Annotated in this window: 22 protein-coding genes; 7 read left to right on the plus strand and 15 right to left on the minus strand. The window is 68.6% G+C overall.

Going from position 1 to position 24,252, the window contains the following annotated elements; translation table 11 throughout:
• Positions 1 to 624: 624 nt before the first annotated feature.
• Positions 625 to 2,091: a serine/threonine-protein kinase gene (locus ACWF7A_RS29295; RefSeq protein ID WP_452253700.1), complete on the plus strand. Its 1,467-nt coding sequence runs from the start codon at positions 625 to 627 to the stop codon at positions 2,089 to 2,091.
• Here the strand turns inward: ACWF7A_RS29295 and ACWF7A_RS29300 are convergent.
• The 6 genes from ACWF7A_RS29300 to ACWF7A_RS29325 form a co-directional block, all read right to left on the minus strand.
• Complete coding sequence (locus ACWF7A_RS29300; RefSeq protein WP_452253701.1) at positions 2,088 to 3,362, minus strand: thymidine phosphorylase; 1,275 nt, start codon at positions 3,360 to 3,362, stop codon at positions 2,088 to 2,090. The two genes, ACWF7A_RS29295 and ACWF7A_RS29300, sit on opposite strands and share 4 nt — an antisense overlap.
• Positions 3,359 to 3,748 carry a cytidine deaminase gene (locus ACWF7A_RS29305; RefSeq protein ID WP_452253702.1) on the minus strand — a complete coding sequence of 130 codons (390 nt, stop codon included), beginning with the start codon at positions 3,746 to 3,748 and terminating at the stop codon, positions 3,359 to 3,361. Before ACWF7A_RS29305 ends, ACWF7A_RS29300 begins: the two co-directional genes overlap by 4 nt.
• Positions 3,741 to 4,982 carry an ABC transporter permease gene (locus tag ACWF7A_RS29310; protein WP_452253729.1) on the minus strand — a complete coding sequence of 414 codons (1,242 nt, stop codon included), beginning with the start codon at positions 4,980 to 4,982 and terminating at the stop codon, positions 3,741 to 3,743. The genes ACWF7A_RS29305 and ACWF7A_RS29310 overlap by 8 nt, the downstream gene beginning before the upstream one ends.
• Before the next feature lie 8 nt (positions 4,983 to 4,990).
• Positions 4,991 to 6,064 carry an ABC transporter permease gene (locus tag ACWF7A_RS29315; protein WP_452253703.1) on the minus strand — a complete coding sequence of 358 codons (1,074 nt, stop codon included), beginning with the start codon at positions 6,062 to 6,064 and terminating at the stop codon, positions 4,991 to 4,993.
• A complete protein-coding gene (locus ACWF7A_RS29320) occupies positions 6,064 to 7,644 on the minus strand; it encodes an ABC transporter ATP-binding protein (RefSeq protein WP_452253704.1) in 1,581 nt (526 codons plus the stop codon). The genes ACWF7A_RS29315 and ACWF7A_RS29320 overlap by 1 nt, the downstream gene beginning before the upstream one ends.
• Before the next feature lie 91 nt (positions 7,645 to 7,735).
• Positions 7,736 to 8,869, minus strand: coding sequence for a BMP family lipoprotein (locus ACWF7A_RS29325; RefSeq protein ID WP_452253730.1), 1,134 nt, complete (start codon positions 8,867 to 8,869; stop codon positions 7,736 to 7,738).
• Between the two features lie 673 nt (positions 8,870 to 9,542).
• Between ACWF7A_RS29325 and sdhC the strand changes: the two genes are divergently transcribed.
• The 4 genes from sdhC to ACWF7A_RS29345 are packed head-to-tail and all read left to right on the plus strand — an operon-like array spanning position 9,543 to position 12,934.
• Positions 9,543 to 9,965, plus strand: coding sequence for a succinate dehydrogenase, cytochrome b556 subunit (gene sdhC / locus ACWF7A_RS29330; protein ID WP_452253705.1), 423 nt, complete (start codon positions 9,543 to 9,545; stop codon positions 9,963 to 9,965).
• Between the two features lie 2 nt (positions 9,966 to 9,967).
• Entirely contained in the window at positions 9,968 to 10,375 is a 408-nt protein-coding gene (locus tag ACWF7A_RS29335; protein ID WP_452253706.1) for a succinate dehydrogenase hydrophobic membrane anchor subunit, read from the plus strand.
• A 22-nt stretch (positions 10,376 to 10,397) separates the two neighbouring features.
• Positions 10,398 to 12,152 (plus strand): succinate dehydrogenase flavoprotein subunit, encoded by a 1,755-nt coding sequence (sdhA, locus tag ACWF7A_RS29340; protein WP_452253707.1) that lies wholly within the window; start codon positions 10,398 to 10,400, stop codon positions 12,150 to 12,152.
• Positions 12,152 to 12,934 (plus strand): succinate dehydrogenase iron-sulfur subunit, encoded by a 783-nt coding sequence (locus ACWF7A_RS29345; RefSeq protein ID WP_452253708.1) that lies wholly within the window; start codon positions 12,152 to 12,154, stop codon positions 12,932 to 12,934. The genes sdhA and ACWF7A_RS29345 overlap by 1 nt, the downstream gene beginning before the upstream one ends.
• Positions 12,935 to 13,558: 624 nt before the next feature.
• Here the strand turns inward: ACWF7A_RS29345 and ACWF7A_RS29350 are convergent.
• Positions 13,559 to 14,473: a hypothetical protein gene (locus ACWF7A_RS29350; RefSeq protein ID WP_452253709.1), complete on the minus strand. Its 915-nt coding sequence runs from the start codon at positions 14,471 to 14,473 to the stop codon at positions 13,559 to 13,561.
• Between the two features lie 39 nt (positions 14,474 to 14,512).
• Positions 14,513 to 14,671 carry an LPXTG cell wall anchor domain-containing protein gene (locus ACWF7A_RS29355; RefSeq protein ID WP_452253710.1) on the minus strand — a complete coding sequence of 53 codons (159 nt, stop codon included), beginning with the start codon at positions 14,669 to 14,671 and terminating at the stop codon, positions 14,513 to 14,515.
• On the opposite strand from ACWF7A_RS29355, the gene ACWF7A_RS29360 reads away from it, so the two are divergent.
• Complete coding sequence (locus ACWF7A_RS29360) at positions 14,658 to 15,170, plus strand: hypothetical protein (protein WP_452253711.1); 513 nt, start codon at positions 14,658 to 14,660, stop codon at positions 15,168 to 15,170. The two genes, ACWF7A_RS29355 and ACWF7A_RS29360, sit on opposite strands and share 14 nt — an antisense overlap.
• Positions 15,171 to 15,266: 96 nt before the next feature.
• Here ACWF7A_RS29360 and ACWF7A_RS29365 read toward each other — a convergent pair whose 3' ends face one another.
• Positions 15,267 to 15,617 carry a hypothetical protein gene (locus tag ACWF7A_RS29365; RefSeq protein WP_452253712.1) on the minus strand — a complete coding sequence of 117 codons (351 nt, stop codon included), beginning with the start codon at positions 15,615 to 15,617 and terminating at the stop codon, positions 15,267 to 15,269.
• Positions 15,618 to 15,626: 9 nt separating this feature from the next.
• A complete protein-coding gene (locus tag ACWF7A_RS29370; RefSeq protein ID WP_452253713.1) occupies positions 15,627 to 15,854 on the minus strand; it encodes an SCO4848 family membrane protein in 228 nt (75 codons plus the stop codon).
• Between the two features lie 61 nt (positions 15,855 to 15,915).
• On the opposite strand from ACWF7A_RS29370, the gene ACWF7A_RS29375 reads away from it, so the two are divergent.
• Complete coding sequence (locus ACWF7A_RS29375; protein WP_452253714.1) at positions 15,916 to 17,181, plus strand: D-alanyl-D-alanine carboxypeptidase family protein; 1,266 nt, start codon at positions 15,916 to 15,918, stop codon at positions 17,179 to 17,181.
• A gap of 162 nt (positions 17,182 to 17,343) precedes the next feature.
• On the opposite strand, the gene yhjD is transcribed toward ACWF7A_RS29375, so the two are convergent.
• The 5 genes from yhjD to ACWF7A_RS29400 form a co-directional block, all read right to left on the minus strand.
• Complete coding sequence (gene yhjD / locus ACWF7A_RS29380) at positions 17,344 to 18,330, minus strand: inner membrane protein YhjD (protein ID WP_452253715.1); 987 nt, start codon at positions 18,328 to 18,330, stop codon at positions 17,344 to 17,346.
• A 37-nt stretch (positions 18,331 to 18,367) separates the two neighbouring features.
• Entirely contained in the window at positions 18,368 to 19,390 is a 1,023-nt protein-coding gene (gene trpS / locus ACWF7A_RS29385) for a tryptophan--tRNA ligase (protein ID WP_452253716.1), read from the minus strand.
• A 27-nt stretch (positions 19,391 to 19,417) separates the two neighbouring features.
• Positions 19,418 to 19,609, minus strand: a complete 192-nt coding sequence (locus tag ACWF7A_RS29390; RefSeq protein WP_452253717.1) for a hypothetical protein — start codon at positions 19,607 to 19,609, stop codon at positions 19,418 to 19,420.
• Between the two features lie 123 nt (positions 19,610 to 19,732).
• On the minus strand, positions 19,733 to 22,255 hold the full coding sequence (locus ACWF7A_RS29395; RefSeq protein ID WP_452253718.1) for a bifunctional FO biosynthesis protein CofGH: 2,523 nt from the start codon (positions 22,253 to 22,255) through the stop codon (positions 19,733 to 19,735).
• 61 nt (positions 22,256 to 22,316) lie between these two features.
• Complete coding sequence (locus ACWF7A_RS29400) at positions 22,317 to 23,978, minus strand: TIGR03767 family metallophosphoesterase (protein WP_452253719.1); 1,662 nt, start codon at positions 23,976 to 23,978, stop codon at positions 22,317 to 22,319.
• Between the last annotated feature and the right edge of the window lie 274 nt (positions 23,979 to 24,252).

A 24,252-nucleotide genomic window follows, 5' to 3' on the forward strand; every position in this document is an offset into this window, starting at 1 on the left:
CGATCGAGCAGTCCCGCGACCAGGTCGACGCGGCCGACCGCCTCGAGTCCCTGGCCCGCCGCCTGGAGCTCGTCACCTCGCAGCTCGACAACATGACCAACCGCCTCGACAAGGTCGAGGACGGCTTCGCCGCCCGGATCTCCGAGCTCGGCGGCACGGTCGACGCGAGCCTCACGAAGGTCGCCGAGACCGTCGGCGCCCGCCCCGACGCCGACTCGCTGCAGTCCCTGGTCCGCAAGTCGAACCAGGAGTCGGAACTGCGCATCGGCGGCCAGCTGGACGAGGCCATGGCCACCTTCGCCGAGCTCATCCTCGGCGGCGGCTCGCCCACCCCGCCCCCGCCGCCCACCGCCCTGCCGCGCCCGCAGCGCCGCACCCGCAAGAACGGCGGCCCGAAGCCGGCGAACGGCGGCAAGGACGTGGACGACGACGACCTGGCGGCCGAGGGCGCCTGATCGCTCTCCTCGCTTGATCACAGTGAACGGCCCCGGAGCTGCTGCTCCGGGGCCGTTTCGCGTCCCGGGGTGAACCGGCGACCCGCCGGACACGTGACCATGAGGAGAGCGCTCACACGTCCCGTAGGTAGGCTCGCCGGAATCTGGGGGCGTCCAGAAGGGATAGTCCGTGCAGCAACAGCGAGTTGTCGCGAACCGCTACTCACTGCTCGCCGAGCTCGGCCGCGGTGCGATGGGCGTCGTGTGGCGTGCGCAGGACCAGGTGCTCGGCCGGGCCGTCGCGCTCAAGGAGCTGCACCCGCCACAGGGCATCGCCGCCGAGGAACGCAACGTCCTCGAGGAGCGCATGCTCCGGGAGGCACGGACCGCGGGCAGGCTCAACCACCCCGCGGTGGTGACCGTCTACGACATCGTCCGCGAGAACGACCGCACCTACCTCGCGATGGAGCTGGTCGACGCGCTCGACCTCGCCACCATCGTGCAGCGGCACGGGCCGCGGGACTCCACCTGGATGGCGAACGTCGCGTTGCAGGTGCTGGGCGCGCTGGAGACCGCGCACCAGGCCGGCATCGTGCACCGGGACGTCAAGCCCAGCAACATCATGGTGCGGCCGGACGGTGCCGTGAAGCTGACGGACTTCGGCATCGCCCAGGCCATGGACGACCCGCGCCTCACGCACAACGGCGGCATCGTCGGCTCGCCCGCGTACATGTCGCCGGACCGTCTGCACGGCTTCGAGGCCTCGCCCGCGTCCGACGTGTGGGCGCTCGGCGTCACGATGGCGCACGCGGTGGAGGGTGTCAGTCCGTTCGAGCGCACGTCCACGGCGTCGACGTTGCACGCGGTCATGAACGAGCCGCCCGTGCTGCGGCGGGCCTCGCCCGGGCTGGCCGAGGTGATCCGCGGGTTCCTGACCGTCGATCCCGCACGCCGGCTGACGGCACCGCAGGCGCGGCAGATGCTGACCGCGATCGTCCAGGGCGCCACGCAGGTTTCCCTGCCGCACAACAACAACGGCGGCAAGAAGACGGGCACGGCGGTCAAGGTCGCCGCCGTGGTCGTGGGCATCGCCGTGCTCGCGGGTGCCGCGTTCGCCGGGTACCAGGTCCTCAAGCCCGGGGAAACGACGAACGCCGGGCCGAACACCAGCACGAACCAGACGCAGGAGAACTCCACCGAGTGGACCGACCCCGCGTCGTTGCCCGTGGGCGCGCCGCTGCCGTCACGGCGCATCGCGACGTTCGGACGCGGCGGTGACGTGCCGGAGTGGAACCTCTCGGGCACGCAGTGCGCCAAGGACTTCCTCACGCAGGGCTCGCCGGTGCGGCAGGACGTGCCGTGCAACGGCCCGCACGGCATCCAGCTCTTCTCGGCCGCGACCCCGTTGTGGGACAAGCCGAAGGACATCGCCTACCCCGGCACCCAGTGGCTGGCCGACTTCACCAAGAACTACTGCACCGAGCAGTTCAAGGTGATCGAGCCGAAGATCAAGGAGCCGATCGGCTTCACCGGGCTGGTGCCCACCCAGAAGGAGTGGGAGGCGTACAACGACACCGCCGCGCCGGGCCGCCAGGAGGTCCTGTGCGTGCTGTGGAAGCAGGACAGGTCGCCCCTGGCGGGCTCGCTCGTGAACTAGCCGCGGATGGTGTCGATCACCAGCGGCGAACGCTCCGGCGCGGAGTCCGCGACGCTGTAGGCGCCTTCCAGCGCCTGCAGTGCTCCGGTCACCGCGTCCGGGGTGTCGGTGTAGAGCTCCAGCAACGGTTGCCCGGCCTCGACGACGTCGCCGGGCTTGGCCAGGCAGAGCACGCCGGCACCGAACTGCACCGGGTCCTCCTTGCGGGCCCGGCCGGCACCGAGACGCCACGCCGCCACCCCGACGCCGTAAGCGTCCAAAGTGGACAGCACGCCGGACGCGGGCGCCTCCACCACGTGCTTGTGCGACGCGACCGGAAGCGAGGCATCCGGGTCGCCGCCCTGGGCCCGGATCATCCGCGCCCAGACCTCGAAGGCCTCACCGGACGCCAGCACGGCGGCCGGATCGGCCGAGATCCCGGCCAGCGACAGCATCTCCGACGCCAGCGCCACGGTCAGCTCGACCACGTCGGCAGGACCGCCGCCGCGCAGCACGTCCACGGACTCGGCCACCTCGACCGCGTTGCCGACAGCGCGGCCCAGCGGCACGGACATGTCGGTCAGCAGCGCCGAGATCCGCACGCCGTGCTCGACGCCGATGGCCACCAGGGCCTCGGCCAGCGCACGCGCGGAACCGAGGTCCTTCATGAACGCCCCGGAGCCGACCTTCACGTCCAGCACCAGGGACTCGGCGCCCTCGGCGATCTTCTTCGACATGATCGAGGACGCGATCAGGGGGATCGCCTCGACGGTCCCCGTGACGTCCCGCAACGCGTAGAGCTTGCGGTCGGCCGGAGCAAGTCCTTCGGTGGCAGCACACACGACGGCACCGACCGACGACAGCTGCGAGAGAATCTCCGAAGTGGACAGTGCGGCCCGCCACCCCGGGATCGACTCCAGCTTGTCCAACGTCCCGCCGGTGTGGCCCAGGCCGCGGCCCGAAAGCTGCGGCACGGCGGCACCACAGGCGGCGACGAGGGGCGCCAGCGGCAGCGTGATCTTGTCGCCGACACCACCCGTCGAGTGCTTGTCGACCGTCGGGCAGTCGACGTGCAACGCCAACCGCTCGCCGGACGAGATCATCGCCTGCGTCCAGCGCGCGGTCTCGGACGCCGTCATGCCGTTGAAGAAGATCGCCATCGCCAGCGCGGACATCTGCTCGTCCGCGACGGCACCGCGCGTGTACGCGTCGATGACCCAGTCGATCTGCTCGTCGGACAGCACGGCACCGTCGCGCTTGGCGCGGATGACGTCCACCGCGGAAAAGCTCATGGCAGGTCCTCCGGTCCGAACGCGTCCGGCAACACCGACGACATCGGCAGCACGCCGGAAGGCGTGTCCACCAGGCAGTCCCGGCCGCCCAGCTCGTAGAGAACCTGACGGCAGCGGCCGCACGGCATCAGCAGGTCACCGGCACCGGAACGACAGGCCACCGCGACGAACCGGCCGCCGCCCGTGAGCTGCAGCTGACCGGCCATCGCGCACTCGGCGCACAGACCCACGCCGTACGAGGCGTTCTCGACGTTGCAGCCCGTCACGATCCGGCCGTCGTCGCACAACGCCGCGGAGCCGACCTGCAGCCCCGAGTACGGGCAGTGGGCGAACGACGCCGCCTCCACCGCCCGTGCCCGCAGCAGGTCCCAGTCGACGTCAGCCACGGCGGTAGACCACACCGTCGGCCGCCGGCATTCGCAGGCGTTGCGAGGCGACGGCGAGCACGGCCAACGTCACCATGTGCGGCGCGTAGGACACGAACTCGCTGGGGATCTCGTCGAGGCTGATGTACAGCAGGTACATCAGCACGGCCACGACGATCGCCGCCGCCGCGGAGAACCACTTCCGGCGGATGAGCTGCCACACCACGATCACGCCGAGCAGCAGCACCACGCCGTAGACCAGCGCCAGCACCGTCTCGCCGCCCGACCGCAGCTGCAGGCCGTCGGCGTAGCCGAACAGCGCCGCACCACCGAGCAGCCCACCGGGCCGCCAGTTGCCGAAGATCATCGCGGCGAGGCCGATGTACCCGCGGCCGCCGGTCTGGCCCTCGAGGTAGGACAGCTGACCGGGGTTGAGCACCAGCGCGGCGCCACCCAGGCCGGCGAGACCACCGGAGACGATGACGGCGACGTACTTGTGGAAGTACACCTTCACGCCCAGCGAGTCCGCGGCGTGCGGGTTCTCGCCGACCGAGCGCAGGCGCAGGCCGAAGCGGGTGCGCCAGAGCAGGTAGTACGACAGCGGCAGCAGCAGGATCGCCAGCATCGTCAGCGGCGAGACCCCGGTGACGAGGCCGCGCAGGATGCCCGCGACGTCCGAGATGAACAGGCGCTGCCCGGCTTCGAGCTCACCGAGCCAGTCCCCGAGGCCACCCGCCGAGTACGTGTCGAACGGCTGCACCGGCGGCGACTGGCGCGGGTTGTTCGACAGCGGGAAGAACACCAGCGTCGACAGGTACTTCGTCAGACCGGCGCCGAGCAGGTTGATCGCCACACCGGAGACGATGTGGTTGACGCCGAACGTGACCGTCGCGATCGCGTGCAGCAGACCGCCGAGCGAGCCGAACACGACCGCCGCCACGACAGCGGCCCACGGACCCCACTGGTAGCCGGCCCACGCCGCGCCCCAGGTGCCCATGATCATCATGCCTTCGAGGCCGATGTTGACCACGCCGGCGCGTTCCGCCCACAGGCCGCCGAGACCGGCGAGCAGGATCGGCAGGCCGAGCCGGACCGCGGTCTGGGTCGTGCCGGACGACGTGAGCTGCGGGAAGCCGGTCTGCATGGACGTGATCGACAGCAACGCGATCGCGCCCGCGACACCGAGCATGCCGACGGCCCAGCCGGGGATCTTGCGCTTGCGAGGCGCCGCCGGAACGTGCGGCTTCTCCTCCATCGTCGTGATCACGCGGCACCTCCGACAGTTCCGAGCTCACGGCCGACGCGACGCTGTTCCGAGGCCAGCTCGAAGCGACGCACCACCTCGTAGGCGACGACGACCGACAGGACGATCGAGCCCTGCATGATGGTGACGATCTCCCTGGGCACACCGACGTTGTCGAGCGCGAGACCCGACTTGTCGAGGAACGCCCAGAGCAGCGCGCCGAACGCGATGCCACCGGGGTGGTTGCGGCCGAGCAGCGCGATCGCGATGCCCGAGAAGCCGATGCCCGCGGTGAAGTTCAGGCTGAACGTGTGGTCGCGGCCGAGCAGCTCCGGCAGCGAGATCAGGCCGGCGATGGCGCCCGAGAGCAGCATCGACACCAGGATCATCTTCTTGGCGTTGACACCACCGGCGGACGCGGCGGTGGACGACTCGCCCGACGCGCGCAGCTCGAAGCCGAACCGGGTCTTGTTCATCATCACCCAGTAGCCGATGCCGAGGGCGATGGCCACGAAGATGAAGCCGAACATCGTGCCGCCGCCACCGAACGAGATGCCGGGCATCCAGCCGCTCTCCGGGATCTCGGCGGTGCGGATGTTGTTGCCCCGCAGCTCACCGAAGACGTCGCGGCGGATCAGGTAGGCCGACAGGCCGATGGCCAGGCCGTTCATCATGATCGTCGAGATGACCTCGTTGACGCCCCGGGTCACCTTGAGGATCGCGGGGATCGCGGCCCAGGCGGCACCGGCGAGCGCGGCCACGATGATGATCACCAGCGTGTGGATGCCGGTGGGCAGCGCGATGGAGCCGCCGACGACCGCCGCGATGACGGCCGCGACGCGGTACTGGCCCTCGACACCGATGTTGAACAGATTCATCTGGAACCCGATCGCCACCGCGAGCGCCGCGATGTAGTAGATGCCCGTCGAGTTGATGATGTCGACGAGCGTCGAGCCCTTGCCGACCTGCGTCACCATCGCGCCGAACGCGCTGAGCGGGTTCGCGCCGGAGATGACGAGCGCCACGCCGCACAACAGCAACGAGAAGACGATCGCCAACGCGGGCGGCAGGAGTTTGCCGCGCAGGTGTCCCATCAGTGCTCGCCTTCCTCGACGACAGCGGTCTCCTGGACCGCTGCGCTCGTGCTGCCCGCACCGGTCATCGCGCTGCCGAGGTCCTCGGGCGTGACCGTGTTCGGGTCGGCGTCGGCCACCAGGCGTCCGCGCAACATGACCTTGATGGTGTCCGACAGGCCGATCAGCTCGTCCAGGTCGGCCGAGATCAGCAGCACGGCGAGACCGGCGGCACGGGCCTGCTTGATCTCGTCCCAGATCAGCGCCTGCGCGCCGACGTCCACACCGCGGGTCGGGTGCGACGCGATCAGCAGCACCGGGTCGCCGGACAGTTCGCGGCCGACGACGAGCTTCTGCTGGTTGCCGCCGGAGAGAGCGGCCGCGGGCACGTCGATGCCGGGCGTGCGGACGTCGAAGTCCGCGACGATCCGCTCGGTGTCCTTCTTCGCGCCGTCGGTGTCGAGCCAGATGCCCTTGGCCGTGGGCTTGCGGGTCTGGTAGCCGAGGATCCGGTTGTACCAGAGAGGTTGCGTGAGCAGCAGGCCGTGGCGGTGGCGGTCCTCCGGCACGTAGCCGATGCCCGCCTCGCGCCGGGCGAGCGTGCCGAGCTTGGTGATGTCCTTGGCCTGCAACGTGATCGTGCCGCTGCCGGCCTTGCGCATGCCCATGATCGTCTCGACGAGCTCGGTCTGGCCGTTGCCCTCGACCCCCGCGATGCCGACGACCTCGCCGGACCGCACGACCATGTCGACGTCGTCGAGGATCGGTCGCGAGCCGTCCGGCGTCATGAGCTTCAGGCCCTTGACGTCCAGAACGACCGTGTCGGTGACGGTGGACTCGCGGGTCTCCGGGCTGGGGAGCTCGCTGCCGACCATCATCTCGGCGAGCTGCCGGGAGCTCACGGTCTTCGGGTCGGCGCTGCCCACGGTCGTGCCGCGGCGGATCACCGTGACGGAGTCCGCGATCGCGCGGACCTCGTCGAGCTTGTGCGAGATGAACAGGAACGTGTAGCCCTGCTCCTGCATGCCGCGGACGGTGTCGAAGAGCTCGTTGACCTCCTGCGGCACGAGCACGGCGGTGGGCTCGTCCAGGATGATCACCTTGGCGCCGCGGTAGAGCACCTTGAGGATCTCGACGCGCTGGCGGTCGGCGACGCCGAGCTGCTCGACGAGCACGCCGGGGTCGACGTTCAGCCCGGTCTTGCCGGAGAGCTCGATGATGCGCGCGCGGGCCTTCTTGCCGATGCCGTACATCGCCTCGGCACCCAGGACGACGTTCTCCTGGACGGTGAGGTTGTCGGCGAGCATGAAGTGCTGGTGCACCATGCCGATACCGGCCTTGATGGCGTCCGACGGGGTGCGGAACCGCACCTGCTCGCCGTTCACCTCGATGGTGCCCTCGTCCGGCGGCTGCATGCCGTAGAGGATCTTCATCAGGGTGGACTTGCCCGCGCCGTTCTCACCGCACAGGGCGTGGACCTCGCCGCGACGGACGGTCAGGTGGACGTCGCTGTTGGCGACCACACCGGGGAATCGCTTGGTGATGCCTGTGAGCACCACCGCGGGGTGTTCGTCCGTCCCTATGGACGTGGAACTGCTCATCGTCGAGTGCTCCTCCTACCACGCACCAGGCCCTGTGAGGGGCAATTCCTCACAGGGCCCGGCACGTGCGAACGACTAGCGGACTGACGGACTACGGCTTGTCCGCGACCTTGATCTTGCCCTCGATGATCTGGGCCTTGTAGCCCTCGAGGATGCCCTGCAGCTTCGCGTCGATCTTGCCACCCGACGTGGAGTAGCCGACACCGTTGACCTTCAGGTCGAAGACCTTCGGCAGCGAGGCGATGTCGTTCTTGGCGACGGCCTTGACGAAGTCGTAGACCGCGACGTCGACGCGCTTGAGCATGGACGACACGATGACGTCCTTGGTGTCGGCGACGGTCGCCTGGTTGTACTGGTCGGAGTCGACGCCGATGGCGAGCACGCCACCCTGCTTGGCGGCCGAGAAGATGCCCTTACCGGACGCACCCGCGGCCTGGTAGATGACGTCGGCGCCCTTGTCGATCTGGCCCTTCGCCGCTTCCTGACCCTTCGGGGCGTCCTGGAAGCCCGTGAAGTCACCGGCCGGGGTGATGTACTTCTTCTCGACCTGGATCTTCGGCGCGGCGGCCTTGGCACCCTGGAAGTAGCCGGCCTCGAACTTCTGGATCAGCGGGATCTCGACACCGCCGACGAAGCCCACGTGGCACTTCTTGCTCTGGTACGCGGCGATGACGCCGGCCAGGAAGGAGCCCTCCTGCTCGGCGAACAGCAGCGGGGTGACGTTCGCGGCACCCTCGACGGCCGAGTCGACCAGGCCGAACTTGACGTTCGGGAACTCCGCGGCGACGAGCTTCATCGACTCGGCGTAGGCGAAGCCGACACCGATGATCGGGCTGAAGCCCTCGGACGCCAGCTGACGCAGACGGGTCTGCTTGGCCGACTCGTCCTCGTTCGGGGCGGCGGACAGCTCGCGCGTGTTCTCCTTCTTCACGCCCATGTCCGCGATGGCCTTGTCGAGACCGGCGGCGGCGGAGTCGTTGAACGACGCGTCGCCACGGCCACCGATGTCGTAGGCCAGACCGATCTTCAGCGTGCTCGCGTCCACCTTGTCGCCGTTGGCGGCGCTGGTGTTCGAGGTAGCAGGCGCGCTCGGGGCCTCGGCGAACTCGCAGGCGGCACCCGTTCCGGTACCCGCGTTGTTGCTCCCGCCACCCGAGTCCTTCGCGCAGGCGGCCATAGTCATCACGCTGGTCAACGCGATCGCGGCGACCGCGACACCACGCATACGACGACGCACGGCTCGTCTCCTCCCTGAGGTTCCTCCCCAACGACGTTGGGTCCTAGAGGCGGCACCGTACCTCTTAGTAACCAACCCCGTTGCCGCCAGCACCTACAAAGACCCCTATCGGTTACGCATTCGACGCTTTGGCCGTACGAGTGGTGATCAATCGTGTTCGGGGCGTGGCGAAACGTCCCCTTCTGCCGCTTCCTCGCCCTGATCTTCCTCCGGATGGAGCAGTTCCGCTCTCCAAGCCCACCGCTCCAGCGCACCTGACATCCCCGAGACCGGGCCGCCCGCAGGCGGACGCGGTGGGTTCTCCCTCCCCATGGCGCCAGGATGGGCCGACGCTCTGCCGCACGGCTGACACGGGAATGTCACCGCCGTTGAACCGTTCGGGCTCCGGCGTCGTGTACCTGGTGGCAAGTGCCCTTGCCGACGACGGCGGCCCGGACCAAGGCGGAGGTCCGGGCCGCCGTCCGCCTTTCGCCCGTTTTTGTGGCGTGGGACGCATTTCGGTATCGATCAAGACCGCTTGGCCGATCGACAGCGTGTCTCATCGATCACAGAGCGGGTGCGCCTGCTGGGAGTGTTCCAACGTGCGGGACTAGGATTTTCCGGTCATGGTCGGGCAGAACTGTTCGCCGACCACCACCACTGACGTTGGAGGCCGCGGCGCATGACCAGCGCAGGCGCACCCGAACGGCCGGGCACCACCCGAGGGGGTGGGACGCTCTACCGCGGTGATCTGGGCATGTGGTCCTGGGTCGCCCACCGGATCACCGGTGTCCTCACGTTCTTCTTCCTCTTCACCCACGTGCTCGACACCGCCCTCGTGCGGGTGTCCCCGAACGCGTACGACGCGGTGATCGAGACTTACAAGAACCCGATCGTCAACCTCTTCGAGGTCGGCCTCGTCGGCGCGGTGCTCTACCACGCGCTGAACGGGATCCGGGTCATGCTGGTCGACTTCTGGGAGAAGGGCGCCAAGTACCAGCGGGTCATGCTCTGGACCGTGCTGGCCGTCTGGGTCGTCGTGATGATCCCCGGCTTCTACTTCATGATGGAGCGCACGATCTCCGACCTGGTTGGGGGTCACTGACCATGTCACTCTCTCTCGACAAGCCCCGCCAGCCGCGCCGCCCGGCGGCCCGCCGCGGCAACGGCGAGCTCTACAGCTGGCTGTTCATGCGCCTCTCCGGCCTGCTGCTCGTGGTCCTGGTCCTGGGCCACCTGTTCATCATGAACATCCTCGACGGCGGCGTCCACAAGATCAACTTCGGCTTCGTCGCCGGCCGCTGGGCCTCGCCGTTCTGGCAGTTCTGGGACCTCGCGATGCTCTGGCTCGCGCAGATCCACGGCGGCAACGGCGTGCGGACGGTCATCAACGACTACGCCCGCAAGGACTCCACCCGGTTCTGGTTGAAGATGCTGCTCTACGTGTCGATGGTCCTGATCATCTCGCTCGGCACGTTCGTGATCTTCACCTTCGACCCGAACATCTCGAACTGACCCGCGCGGGGAGCCCACCACAATGCAGTTCCACAAGTACGACGTGATCATCATCGGCGCTGGTGGTGCCGGAATGCGCGCGGCGATCGAGTCCGGCCAGCGCGCCCGCACCGCGGTGCTCACCAAGCTCTACCCCACGCGTTCCCACACCGGCGCGGCCCAGGGCGGCATGTGCGCCGCCCTCGCCAACGTCGAGGAGGACAACTGGGAGTGGCACACCTTCGACACGATCAAGGGCGGCGACTACCTGGTCGACCAGGACGCCGCCGAGATCATGGCGAAGGAGGCCATCGACGCCGTTCTCGACCTCGAGAAGATGGGCCTGCCGTTCAACCGCACGCCCGAGGGCAAGATCGACCAGCGCCGGTTCGGCGGCCACACGCGCAACCACGGTGAAGCCGCCGTGCGCCGCGCCTGCTACGCCGCGGACCGCACCGGTCACATGATCCTGCAGACGCTCTACCAGAACTGCGTCAAGCACGGCATCGAGTTCTTCAACGAGTTCTACGTGCTCGACATCTGCCTGACCGAGACGGAGAACGGCCCGGTCTGCACCGGCGCCGTCGCCTACGAGCTCGCGACCGGCGAGATCCACGTCTTCCAGGCCAAGTCCGTCGTGTTCGCGACCGGTGGTTTCGGCAAGGTCTTCAAGACCACGTCGAACGCCCACACGCTGACCGGCGACGGCATGGGCATCGTCTTCCGCAAGGGCCTGCCCCTGGAGGACATGGAGTTCTACCAGTTCCACCCGACCGGCCTCGCCGGTCTCGGCATCCTGCTGACCGAGGGTGCGCGAGGCGAGGGCGCGATCCTGCGCAACGCCTCGGGTGAGCGGTTCATGGAGCGCTACGCCCCGACCATCAAGGACCTGGCGCCGCGCGACATCGTGGCCCGTTCGATGGCCCTCGAGGTGCTGGAAGGCCGCGGCGCCGGTCCGAACAAGGACTACGTGCTGCTGGACTGCACGCACCTCGGTGCCGAGGTCCTCGAGACCAAGCTGCCGGACATCACCGAGTTCGCGCGGACCTACCTGGCCGTCGACCCGGTCGTCGAGCCCGTCCCGGTCTACCCGACCGCGCACTACGCGATGGGTGGCATCCCGACGAACATCCACGGCGAAGTGCTGCGGGACAACGACAACATCGTCCCGGGCCTCTACGCCGCCGGCGAGTGCGCCTGCGTCTCCGTGCACGGCGCGAACCGCCTCGGCACGAACTCGCTGCTGGACATCAACGTCTTCGGCCGCCGCGCCGGCATCGCCGCCGCGGAGTACGCCAACTCCCGCGAGTCGCACGTCGAGCTGCCGGAGAACCCGGCCGCCTCGGTCGAGGCCCAGGTGGCGCTGGCCCTGTCGGAGCACGGCCAGGAGCGCGTCGCGGACATCCGCACCGAGCTGCAGGCCACCATGGACGCCAACGCGTCCGTGTACCGCACCGAGGACACGCTGAAGACGGCACTGCACGACGTGCAGGCGCTGAAGGAGCGTTACGCCCACATCTCCGTGCAGGACAAGGGCAAGCGCTTCAACACGGACCTGCTCGAGGCCGTCGAGCTCGGCTTCCTGCTCGAGCTGGCCGAGGTGCTCGTCCACGGCGCGCTGGCGCGCAAGGAGTCCCGCGGCGGCCACGCCCGCGAGGACTACCCGAACCGCGACGACACGAACTTCATGCGCCACAGCATGTTCTACAAGCAGGGCGACGGTCTCTCCGCGGACATCCGCATGGACTTCAAGCCCGTGACCTTTACCCGGTACAAGCCGATGGAGCGCAAGTACTGATGACCGCCACCGCTGAAACTGCCACCGGCTCGCGCGGCTCGCAGCCCCCGGTTCCGGACGGCGCCGTCACAGTCACCGTGAAGATCCGCCGGTTCAACCCGGAGGTCGACGACGAGCCGCGCTGGGACTCGTTCGACATCCCGGCGCTGCCGTCGGACCGCGTGCTGAACCTGCTGCACCACATCAAGTGGTACGTGGACGGGACGCTGACTTTCAGGCGTTCGTGCGCACATGGCATCTGTGGTTCGGACGCCATGCGCATCAACGGTGTCAACCGGCTTGCCTGCAAGGTTCTGCTGAAGGACCTGCTGGAGAAGGGTGACAAGCACACCACGATCACCATCGAGCCCATCAAGGGCCTGCCGGTGAACAAGGACCTGCTTGTCGACATGGAGCCGTTCTTCGAGGCTTTCCGGGCGGTCAAGCCCTACCTCGTGACGTACGGCAACGAGCCGACGCGCGAGCGGATCCAGTCTGTTGCCGACCGCGAGCGGTTCGACGACACGACCAAGTGCATCCTGTGTGCTTGCTGCACCACGTCCTGCCCGGTCTACTGGACCGAGGGCTCGTACTTCGGACCTGCCGCGATCGTCAACGCGCACCGGTTCATCTTCGACTCTCGGGACGAGGGTGCCGAGGAGCGGTTGGACATCCTCAACGACATCGATGGCGTGTGGCGGTGCCGTACCACGTTCAACTGCACTGACGCCTGTCCTCGCGGGATTCAGGTCACGAAGGCCATTCAGGAAGTGAAGCGCGCGCTGCTGTTCAAGCGCGTCTGATCGTTCTGGGGTTTCTAAGCGCCGCGTTCCCTTTGGGGGGCGCGGCGTTTTGGTTTGGCGGGTCTGGTTGCGTGCGGGTCCTGTTGCGTTGGTTGGTTCCTGTTTCAGCGGAGGGGTCGCCTTGCTGTGGTGGCGAGTCGCTTTGCGTGGGTGGTCCGTCAGGCAGTGACGAATCGAAGGCGTGGCGATTGGGGCTTGACCTCGAGCCTCTGGCGGGATGCTTGACGGCCGGAAAAGGCCGGGCTGAAAAGCGCCCGGCCGTGCCCGCGAGGGTGGCATCCCGCCCCTCGAGGTAAAGCCCCAATCGCCAGTCGAGGGGCCTACCGCTTTACATGCAGGCAGCAGGTTCGGACGGCTCGCTCCGCATCGCCACTGCTCGGGCTGACCATGCCCTTTGGCTCGTCCGAGCTCGCTTCGCCTACGAGCTCGCTCGCTTCGCATCGCCATCGCTTACCAAGCCGCACAGACCCGCTTCACGGTGCCATCGCCGCCTCCGTCCTCCACCGGTCAACGCCACGGCTCCTCCATCGCCGCCCGCCAAGCCACGCGAGCCCGCTCCCCCGCCAGGGACTGCGCCGCCTCGCCCTCGCCTTTCGTTCCCAGGCCCCGACTGCCCGCTGCCCCTCAGCTCACCTCCACCACGTGCACTGGTGGCCGGGGTCTGGCCGCTGCTGCCCTGTGCGCGGCCTTCAGCTCGCGGGCCACCGCCTCCGGGTGGTCGCGCAGGCGGGTCGGCAACGTCTGCACCACAAGGATTCCCGCTGCCGCATAACGACTGTTGCGCGCGAGGGTGCGTTCGTAGTCGCGCGGGCCGTAGTGGAACGCTCGTGAGTCGATCTCCCAGGCCAGGCCCACGTCGTCGTACCAGGCGTCCGGCCTGCCGATGATCAGGCTGTCGGCGCCGGCGATCGTGGTGTTCCAGTGCGGTGTCGTGAGGCGGATCTTGCGAGAGAGGCGGCGGGCGTCTCGTTCTGCCACCGACTCCGCTCTGCCCAGTTCGCGGAGGACGGTGCGGGCCAGCTTCGTGCCGAAGCGGTTCGTGCGGGCCTCTGTCTGGATTTCTGCGGGGGTGCAGCGGCCTCGTTGGATCGCGACGGCGACCAAGGCCGTGGCCTCGTCGGCTGTGCGCAGGAAGCGGCAGGCGTCCACGACGGCGCGGGCTGCGGACACCACGGGGAAGCCGCCCACGTCCGAGGCGGGAGGGACGGGGGTGGCTCGTTCGAGGATCAGGGTGCCGGTGCCTCGGGCCGAGCCCGGCACCAGGAGGTGGATCTCCTCGCCTCGGGCGGGGAGGCCGTGGCGGCGGCAGGCCCAGGCACCGGTTACCACGGCTCCCGGGCCTGCTCGCAGGAGTGCCGCCGTCAGTTGTTGGTCCGGGGTGGGCGGGCCGTTGTGCAGCAGCACCACGCCTGGGTACATGCGTTGCCACGGCCCGCCCGACGCGCATCTTCGCCACGGGTTGGTGACACCCAGTGACTTCAGGGTGCCGGCACTGATGACGCCGAGATCGCTGCGTTCGCGCAGGTGTTCGATTCGCACGTCATCAGTGTGACGAGGACCACCGACAGAATTCGGCGATCAGCGCCTGGGCTGACGCCTGGCGCGGTCCAGCAGCATCAGGATCGAGCCGCCGACGAGCATCAGCACGCCGAGCAGCAGGGTCCACACGGGCGAGGTGCCGGTGTTGGCGAGGCGGTTGTCCTGGTGGACCGGGACCGCGTGCGTGGTGGTGGTCACCGGCGGCGTCGTGAGCCGCGGCTTCGTGGTGGTCGTCGTCACCGGCGGCGTGGTGGTGCCGGACGTCGTCGTCGAGGTCGGCGGCGTGGTGGTGGACGAGGACGTCGAGGTCGTGGTCGACGACGTCGGCGTGGTCGTGGTGGTGGAGGACGTGGTGGACGACGTCGTGGTCGTCGACTCCGTCGTGGTGGTCGTGGACTCCGTGGTGGTGGTCACCGGCGTCGTCGTGGTCGTGGACTCCGTCGTGGTGGTGGTCACCGGTGGCGTAGTCGTGGTGGTCGAGGTCGTCGTGTACGGGGTGGTGGTGGTCGTCGGGGTGGTCGTGGTCGACGACGGAGGCTCTTCACCTCTCGGCGACGGCGCGCGCCATCCCGGCTGTTCCTTCGGGCACCACGCAGCGGCGCACACCTGGCCATCCCCGGTGGCCGAAGCCTCCGGGGCGGCACCGTGCAGTGAGACGACCGTCAACACTGCCCCGGCGGTGAGCACACCGATATAGGCGATACGTGACATGCCACGGATGGTTGCGTGCAGGTACAGCAGGTTGGGCCAAAAGCACGCCCGCATCACCCGCGAGTGATCGAAACTCCCCCGATCAGGTCCAGAAGACGGCGATGCCCACGTTCAGGACGACCAGCGACGCGGCCGTCGGCATCAGCCACGACGGGGCCTTCGGCTTGTTGACGTTGATCGCCACGACGGCGGCGATGGCGACGACCACCAGCAGCTTGACGCCGATCTTGATGTGGTCGTACTTCACGGTGTCGACCAGCGGGTCGATGGCGACCAGCGCGATGCCGGTCAGCAGCTGCAGGGCCGCACCGTGCAGCCAGCCCTTGTTGACCGGCGCGTCCTTGCCGGCCCGGGCCTGCAACATGATCATCGCGACGAGCATGCCCATGCCGAGCAGGTGCAGGAACACCAGCAGCAGGCGTACGAACTCCACAGCGTTTTCCTATCGACGTCGAGTGGCGAGGAAACCCCGCGCGCCCAGCACGCCGATGACGGTGCCGAACACGAGCGAGGCGATCACGAGCACCAGGTGCACCGTGAAGAAGGCCGTAGGTCCGTCGCTGAACGAACGCGGGTCCTTCCAGATGTTCTTCAGGAACGTGGGCCAGATCACCCACGACCACACCCCGAAAGCCACCAGGAAGAGTGACATCGGGCGCGAGAGCTTCACGTTCACCAGTATCAGACGTGGTGCGTGCAAGCGGCTAAACGGGGGTGGATAGCCTGAACGTGTGCCCTTCCCAAAACGGCTCATCGTCGCCCTGGTCCTAGCAACGGCCACCGCCGCGTTCGCCGCACCGACGAGCACCGCACAGCAGGCCGCCGGCTCGGCGCAGTGCGCTAACCGCGAGACCCCTCCGCCGCCGGTGGACACGTCGGAGCAGCCCGCGCCCGGCCAGAAGGCCCCGACCGCGCTCGAGGTGCCCGAGAAGCCCATCGGCGGTGACCGACTGGGTGAGTGCGGCCTGATCCTGCCGCCGAACTCGGCCCCACCGCCCAGCGGCATCACCGCGGCCTCGTGGTTGCTCGCGGACATGGACAGCGGCGCCGTCATCGCCGCATACGACCCGCACGGCCGTCAGCGCCCCGCGAGCATCATGAAGGTGCTCCTCGCGATGGTCGTCGCCAAGGAACTGCGTGGCGACCTGGTCGTCACCGCCAGCGCCGAGGACACGCAGCAGGAATGCACCTGCGTCGGCCTCAAGGACGGTGGCCAGTACACGGTCCGCCAGCTGCTGCACGGCCTGCTGCTCACCTCGGGCAACGACGTGGCGCACACCCTGGCCCGTCAGCTCGGTGGCGTCCCGAACGCCCTGCGCAAGATGAACGCCATGGCCAAGGAGCTCGGCGCCCTCGACACCCGCGCCGTGACCCCGTCGGGCCTCGACGCCCCCGGCACCAGCACCTCGGCCTACGACGTCGGCCTGATCTTCCGCGGCGCGATGAAGTACGACGAGTTCGCGCAGGCCATCAAGTTGCAGCAGTCGCAGTTCCCGGGCCGCAACGGCGGCACGATCATGCTGCAGAACGACAACCGCCTGCTGGCGAACTACGACGGCGCGCTGGGCGGCAAGACCGGCTTCACGGACGACTCGCAGCACACCTACGTGGGCGCGGCCGAACGCAACGGCCGCCGCCTCGTCGTGGTGCTGCTGCGCGGCCAGCAGACGCCGACCCGCATCGACAACCAGGCGGGCAAGCTCCTCGACTACGGCTTCGCCATGGGCCCCGGCGGCGTCGGCAAGCTCGTCGACGGCGCCCCGCAGCCCAAGCCGAAGGTCGTGCCCACCCAGGACACGAACACCTCCGAGGAGGTCGCGGCGACCGACCCGGCCACCGGACGGCAGACGCCGACCGCGTTCGGCACCGTCGGCCTGCCGATCACGGCGGTCGCGGGCCTGGGCCTCCTGGCCGGTCTCGTGCTCTTCATCCGCAACAAGCGGGCCAAGGCGGCCAGGGCACGCCGCCAGGCCGCGCAGGCGGCACAGGGCTTCTGAGGCCCCCAAGACAACGGCCCCAGCGCGCACGCGCTGGGGCCGTTCTCGTTCGTGCCGCCTTCTGCCGCCGGGTCGCCGTCGACCCTGCCCGCAGCACGGCTCGTCACGCCAGCGAGCCGCACCCGCCACAGTTGCGACCCGTGACGGGGCTCGCCAACGGAGCTACTTGCGGCGCCACCGAAGCCCGAGGACCGCACCGAGCACCGCGCCGGCACCGATCATCAGCGACGGCGAGGGGCCCTGCCGCACCGACACCACGGGCTGGATCACCGCGGGCGGCGGCGCCTTCACCACCTCGGGCTCGCGGTTCTCGCGGGCCGTGGCCGTCCAGGCCGTGATGAACAGGATGAACTGCGCCACGAGGTTCGCGAACACCAGCACACCGATCACCGACCCGAACGCCGCCGACGTCGGTGACTTGGTCGTGAACGACAGGAAGATCGTGGCGGCCTGCTTGAGCACCTCGAAGCCGATCGCGCCCGCCAGGGCACCGCGCACCGCGCTCTTCCAGCCCACGGGCTTGCGCGGCAGCCGCGACAGGACCCACAGGAAGACCATCCAGTTCGCGAGCAGCGACAGCAGGATCGTGCCGATGCGCAGCAGGACGTGGGCCCAGCCTGCCTCGGCCAGCCCCATCCACTCCAGCACCTGCTCGGCGAAGCCGGTGCCCAGCGCCGTGATGCCGAACGACAGCACAATCGCGAGGCCCAGGCCGAGCAACGACAGCAGGTCGCGCCACAGCGTGCCGAGGAACGGCAGCTCACCCTTGGCCTGACCCCACTGCGCGGTGAGGGCGTCGCGGAGGTTGCTCATCCAGCCGAGACCGGAGTAGGCGGCACCGAGCAGGCCGATGATGCCGACGGTGCCCTTGGACTCCAGGGCGGTGTCCACGGCCTCGTTGATCTGGTCGCGCAACTGCGGGTCGGGCACCGCCTCGGCGATGCTGTTCCGCAGTGACGCCAGCAGGTCGGGCTGCGACTGCAGCACGAAACCGGCGACCGCGAAGCCGATCATCAGGATGGGTACGAGCGAGAGCACGCTGAAGTACGTGACCGCAGCTGCGTGCTGGGTTCCGTATCTCTGGTCGAACCGCTCGTAAGCACGCATGATGTGGTCGAGCCACGCGTACTTCTGCCGCCACTTGTCCACGAGCAAGACGCTAGTGCACTTGCACTAGCCGGGCAGGTTACGGGAGCACGAAGCCGAGCTTGTCGTACGTGCGGCGCAACGTGCCCGATGCGACCTCGCGGGCGCGCTCGGCACCCGCGGCGAGGATCTTGTCCAAGGTCGCCACGTCGTCGAGGTACATCTTCACGCGTTCCTGCACGGGCGTGACCCACTCGGTGAAGACCTCGCCGAGGTCCTTCTTCAGGTCGCCGTAGCCCTTGCCGTCGTAGTCGGCGACCAGCGACTCCACGGAACGCCCGGTCAGCGCCGAGTAGATCGTCAGCAGGTTCGAGACGCCCGGCTTGTTCTCGACGTCGAAGAGGACCTCGCGGCCCGTGTCGGTGACCGCGGAGCGGATCTTCTTGGCCGACCGCTTCGGGTCCTCCAGCAGCTCGACGACACCGCCGGGCACCGACTTGCTCATCTTCGCCGTCGGTTCCTGCAGGTCGAAGATCTTGGCCGTGTCCTTGACGATGTACGCCTCGGGCAGGCGGAACGTCTTGCCGTAGCGCGAGTTGAAGCGCGTCGCGAGGTCGCGGGTCAGCTCCAGGTGCTGGCGCTGGTCCTCGCCGACCGGCACGTAGTGCGCCTGGTACAGCAGGATGTCCGCGGCCTGCAGGATCGGGTACGTGAACAGGCCGACGCCGACGGACTGCTCCTGACGTGCGGACTTGTCCTTGAACTGCGTCATCCGCGCCGCCTCGCCGAAACCGGTCATGCACTGCATGACCCAGCCGAGCTGGGCGTGTTCCGGGACGTGCGACTGCACGAACAGGGTCGCCCGATCCGGGTCGATCCCCAGCGCGAGCAGCTGCGCGGCCGAGACGCGCGTGTTCTGGCGCAGTTCCTTCGGGTTCTGCTCCACGGTGATCGCGTGCAGGTCGACGACGCAGTAGAACGCGTCGTGGGCCTCCTGCAGGGCCACCCACTGCCGCACCGCACCCAGGTAGTTGCCGAGGTGGAACGACCCGGCCGTCGGCTGGATGCCGGACAGGACGCGGGGGCGCTTTACGGGCTCTGCAGGCGCGTTCTCCGTGGACACGAGCGAAATCTTCTCAGACCAGGCAGATCAGTTCTGCGCGGTGTCCTGCTGAACCAGGTCGATGCGCTGGTTGGCCGCCACGACGGGGGCCGGCTTGCGCCGCTTCACCAGGCCGTACACCATGCCGCCGACGCCCGCGGTGACCGCGATCAGGCCGACGGGACCCGCGGCGGTGCCGGTCATGCTGCTTTCGACCGCCGCGCTCAGTACCAGACTCATGCCGTGCACTTGCCGAGCCTCCCCAAGGCACAGATCCACCCCGGAACGGGTGAACCTTGCTGACTGAATGGCCGCCAAGCTACCGATGGCCGGTAGCGTCGATGCGCCGAATCAGACTATCGGTCACGGATGATCGGATCGCACTCGCCCATATGTCGTAGTCCGCTGACGCGCGTTACGCCCTGCTAGTGATGCCAGGGTCTCGAGCTCACTCACAGTGCGCGCCGATCCGTGCTCGGACCCGGCCATGCGACTGATGGTCTCCTCCATCAACGTGCCGCCGATGTCGTTCGCACCGCCGTTGAGGATCTCCGCGGTGCCCTCGTCGCCGAGCTTCACCCACGAGCACTGGATGTTGTCCACGCGTCCGTGCAGCGCCAGCCGTGCGAACGCGTGCACGGCGCGGTTGTCGCGGCGGCCGGGGCCCGGACGGGCCACTCCCGCCAGGTAGATCGGGGCGTTGCGGTGCACGAACGGCAGCGCGACGAACTCGGTCAGCCCGCCGGTCCGGTCCTGCAGGTTCGCGAGGACGCGGAAGTGCGTGAGCCAGTGGCCGGGGTGGTCGACGTGGCCGTACATCATCGTCGACGACGAGCGAATGCCCAGCTCATGGGCCGTGCCGACGACGTCGAGCCAGGTCGCGGTCGGCAGCTTGCCCTTGGTCAGCACCCAGCGGACGTCGTCGTCGAGGATCTCCGCCGCCGTGCCGGGGATCGTGTCGAGGCCGGCTTCCTTGAGTTCCGTGAGCCACTCGCGGACGCTCACTCCCGCCTTCGCCGCGGCGGAGACGATCTCCATCGGGCTGAACGCGTGGACGTGCATCCCGGGCACGCGCTTCTTGATCGCGCGCACCACGTCGGCGTAGTAGGTCACCGGCAGCTTCGGGTCGATGCCGCCCTGCATGCAGACCTCGGTGGCGCCGTCGTCCCACGCCTCCTGCGCTCGGTCGGCGACGTCCTCGGTCGACAACCGGAACGCGTCCGCGTCGCGCTCGCGCTGGGCGAAGGCGCAGAAGCGGCAACCGACGTAGCAGACGTTGGAGAAGTTGATGTTCCGGTTGACCACGTACGTGACGTCGTCACCGACCACCTCGCGCCGGAGATCGTCGGCGAGGCGGACCATCTCCTCCAGCGCGTCGCCGTCGGCCGTCAGCAGCGCCATCGCGGCGTCGGTGTCGCCGAGCAACGACGCCGGGTCGTTCGCGGCGATCTTCAGTCCACGTTGGACGTCTTCGGAGAGTCGTTGCGGCGCAACGGGGATCTTCAGCTCGTCCCAGTCGCCGTAGACCTCGTCGAAGTCTCCGCGGCGGTCGCTCGTGCGGCCCTCGGTGTCGATCGCGGTGTTGAGGTCCGCGCGTCCGAACGTGTCGAGCCCGCCGTCGGGCTCCTGCCACTCGCGGCCGGCCACGGGGGCGTCCGGGTTCGCGAGGCCGTTCTCCTGTGCCAGCGCGGAAACGTGCGCGGTGAGCCGGGTGTCGATCCACTGCCCCGCTGCCGCGCGGACGTAGCGCGGGTAGACGTTCAGCCGCTCCCGCAAGGAGAAACCGGCCTGAGCGGTGATCTCCGCGAGCTGGTCGACCTGGGGCCACGGCTTCTCGGGGTTCACGTGGTCGGGCGTGACCGGGGAGACGCCGCCCCAGTCGTCGACGCCCGCGCGCAGCATGAGGTCGAACTCGCCGCCGACGAGATTCGGCGGTGCCTGCACGCTCACCGTGGACGGCATCACAAGGCGCGCAACGGCGATCGTCGCCGCGAGCTCGGTCAGGTCGGCGTCGGGCATGCCGCGCATCGCCGTGTCCGGCTTGGCGCGGAAGTTCTGGATGATGACTTCCTGGATGTGCCCGTACTGCTTCGCGACTTGACGCATCGCGAGCAACGACTCGGCGCGCTCGGCGATCGTCTCCCCGATGCCGATGAGGATGCCGGTGGTGAACGGGACGTTCACGCGGCCGGCGTCGGTCAGGACCCGCAGGCGCACGGCGGGATCCTTGTCGGGGCTGCCGTAGTGCGGGCCGCCCTTCTCGCTCCAGAGCCGTTCCGCGGTGGTCTCGAGCATCATGCCCATGCTGGACGCGACGGGCCGCAGCCGCGTCAGCTCCTCCCAGCTCAGCACGCCGGGGTTGAGGTGCGGCAGCAGCCCGGTCTCCTCCAGCACCGCGATGGCACTGGCCCGCACGTAGTCCAAAGTGGACTCGTAGCCGCGCGCCTCCAGCCACTCCTTCGCGGCGGGCCAGCGCTCCTCGGGCCGGTCGCCGAGCGTGAAGAGCGCTTCCTTGCAGCCCTGCGCGGCACCGGCGCGGGCGATCGCCAGCACCTCGTCGCGTTCGAGGAACGCGGCGGGCAGCTTGTGCGGCACCGTCGCGAACGTGCAGTAGTGGCACCGGTCCCGGCACAGCCTCGTCAGCGGGATGAACACCGACCGGCTGTACGTGACGATCCCGGCACGCCCCTCGGCGAGCAGGTGCGCGTCCCGGACCTTGCCCGCCGCTGTCAGCAACGAGTCCAGGTCGTCCTCGCGCGCGTGCAGCAACACGGCGGCCTCGGTCGCGTCGAGCACGGCACCGTCGGCGGCCCTGCGCAGCGCACGCCGCATGGCCGCCGCACTCGGACGGGACTGCGGTGGGGTTAGCGAGATGTCCACTGCCACGTCAACGACCTTAGGCCGCTGAAATTCCTGATCACCCAGCACCGGCTGTGGGACATCCCACTCAGCGGACGGCCACGAGCAGCTCCGTGTTCCGGTCGAGCGGTGTCCCGAGGGGGTTCGTCCGCGAGTGGATGTCGTTGTAGGTGAACTCCCGGCAAAGGCTCGCGAGGGCGCTGTCCGACCTGTCGTCGTAGTCGGCCTGGTACGGCGCGTCGGCTTCGAGCAACGTCGTGAACAGCGACAACGTGCCGTCGCCGTTGTCCGCAACCTCGATCACGCGGGCGTGCTGCGGGTAGTCGACGTGCGCGGCGGTGTTGATCTCCCAGAAGCTCCGTGACGGCGTCTCGTGCCGGTGCGGGGTGATGACGTTGCGGTGCGTGTGGCCGTTGACCCACGCCACCACGTTCGGGAAGCGGTGCAGGAGGTTGAGCAGCGCGTCGCCGTTCATGCGCGGGTCCAACGGGCGGCGCTTGTCCGGCAGGACGTTGCCCATCGTCGAGCTCGTGTGGTGACTGAAGAGCACGAACAGCTCGTCGGTGACGTTCTGCCGTTGCGGCAGACCGAGCCAGTCGTAGTAGAGCGAACTGTTGCGCCTGAGGGTCTTCTCGATCCAGTTGAGCTGATGGAGCCCAATCGAGCCCGTGGAGAACCCCGCGAGGTTAGTGGTGTCCATGCTGATGCCGGTGACACCAGGCGCCATCCGGAACGTGTAGAAGACGTCCACACCATCCGCGTTGGCGTCCGTGTAGCCGTGACCGCCCGTCGGCAGATGCTTGCGCACGAACTCACCGGTGGTGAACAGCCTGCGCCTCGAATCAGGCGTCACGGTGCGGACGACGCCGCTGTTGCTCGCGAGGATCGCGAGGGCCTCAGGGATCGCCGCAGGGTCGTTGAACGCCCGCGCGACCTTCGCGTTCTGCACGGGGTCGCCGAACCCGACGATCTTCTTGCGGCCGGTGTACCAGCCGTCGAGCAGCCCGTCCGGCAGCGCGCCGACGACGCTGTCGTCGTGGTTGCCGATGGTCGAGTACCAGGGGATGTTCAGCCCGGGGCTGGTGAACTCGCGGACCGCCGCGTCCAGCAGCCCCGGCAGGTGCGGGAAGCCGGCGGCCTTGTAGTCGTCGCCGCCGCTCAGGTCGGGCTGCCAGAACGTGCTGATGCCCGCGTTCTGCACGCCCTCGTACCTGCTGTCGCCGGTGTTGGGCGTGATGCGGCCGCCGTTGAGGACCGTGAGATACCAGTCGAGCTCGACGTTCTCGTGGTTGTCGGTGTTGTCGCCGGTCGTCATGAGGAAGTCGAACGGCCTGCCGGTCAACGGCCCGTTGCGCACGGCGTTGACGCGCTTCACCAGGCTCGTCGACCCCTGCGTCGTGAGCGCCTCCTGCGGCCGGTGCGCGCTGGAGCCCATGATCGGGTGCAGGTACTCGAAGCGCAGCGGGCTCTGGGCGTCGCAGATGTGCATGTCGCTGAATTGCACGAAGCTGGTCAGCGCCTTCCTGCGAGCCTCCCGGCCGGGCTTGGCCGCGACGAGGTCACCGCGCACGACCGTCGGCCAGCCCGGGCCCGCCGCGAGACGGCGATAACCGCTGGTGCCGACCGGTGTGGCCGTGACGTCGAGCGTCGTGCCCGCCGTGGACGCAAACGCTTGGCGGTCGAGCAGCGGCACGCCCGCCGCACCCACACCCATCGCCAGGAGGAAAGACCGCCGGTTGAACCCTGTCATGCCGCCCCCGATTCATCGATGGTGAATCGTGTTCATGTTCGGGGGACGACGGGGTTGAATCGAGCCGTCAGCCGGGTGACAAGAGCGATAAAGGCTGTTCGGGCTGGGTCAACCGGAGTACTCGCGGCAGGCACCTGCCCGTTCGCGGAGAAGCATGGTCGCCTAGTTGTAGTGATCACGGACGTTGTTGACGGTGTGTCCGGCATGTCGCCTTGATCATGAGGAAGACCTCCGTGTGTGGTGGAGGTGTCTAGGTCTTCACCGCACACGGAGG

Source organism: Lentzea sp. NPDC055074 (assembly GCF_053608005.1).

Excerpts from the sequence above, each read along its gene's own strand:
- ACWF7A_RS29300 (WP_452253701.1), bottom strand. The coding sequence starts at position 3,362 with ATGAGCTTTTCCGCGGTGGACGTCATCCGCGCCAAGCGCGACGGTGCC.
- ACWF7A_RS29310 (WP_452253729.1), bottom strand. The coding sequence starts at position 4,982 with ATGGAGGAGAAGCCGCACGTTCCGGCGGCGCCTCGCAAGCGCAAGATC.
- ACWF7A_RS29315 (WP_452253703.1), bottom strand. The coding sequence starts at position 6,064 with ATGGGACACCTGCGCGGCAAACTCCTGCCGCCCGCGTTGGCGATCGTC.
- ACWF7A_RS29320 (WP_452253704.1), bottom strand. The coding sequence starts at position 7,644 with ATGAGCAGTTCCACGTCCATAGGGACGGACGAACACCCCGCGGTGGTG.
- ACWF7A_RS29325 (WP_452253730.1), bottom strand. The coding sequence starts at position 8,869 with ATGCGTGGTGTCGCGGTCGCCGCGATCGCGTTGACCAGCGTGATGACT.
- sdhC (WP_452253705.1), top strand. The coding sequence starts at position 9,543 with ATGACCAGCGCAGGCGCACCCGAACGGCCGGGCACCACCCGAGGGGGT.
- ACWF7A_RS29335 (WP_452253706.1), top strand. The coding sequence starts at position 9,968 with ATGTCACTCTCTCTCGACAAGCCCCGCCAGCCGCGCCGCCCGGCGGCC.
- sdhA (WP_452253707.1), top strand. The coding sequence starts at position 10,398 with ATGCAGTTCCACAAGTACGACGTGATCATCATCGGCGCTGGTGGTGCC.
- ACWF7A_RS29345 (WP_452253708.1), top strand. The coding sequence starts at position 12,152 with ATGACCGCCACCGCTGAAACTGCCACCGGCTCGCGCGGCTCGCAGCCC.
- ACWF7A_RS29390 (WP_452253717.1), bottom strand. The coding sequence starts at position 19,609 with ATGAGTCTGGTACTGAGCGCGGCGGTCGAAAGCAGCATGACCGGCACC.
- ACWF7A_RS29400 (WP_452253719.1), bottom strand. The coding sequence starts at position 23,978 with ATGACAGGGTTCAACCGGCGGTCTTTCCTCCTGGCGATGGGTGTGGGT.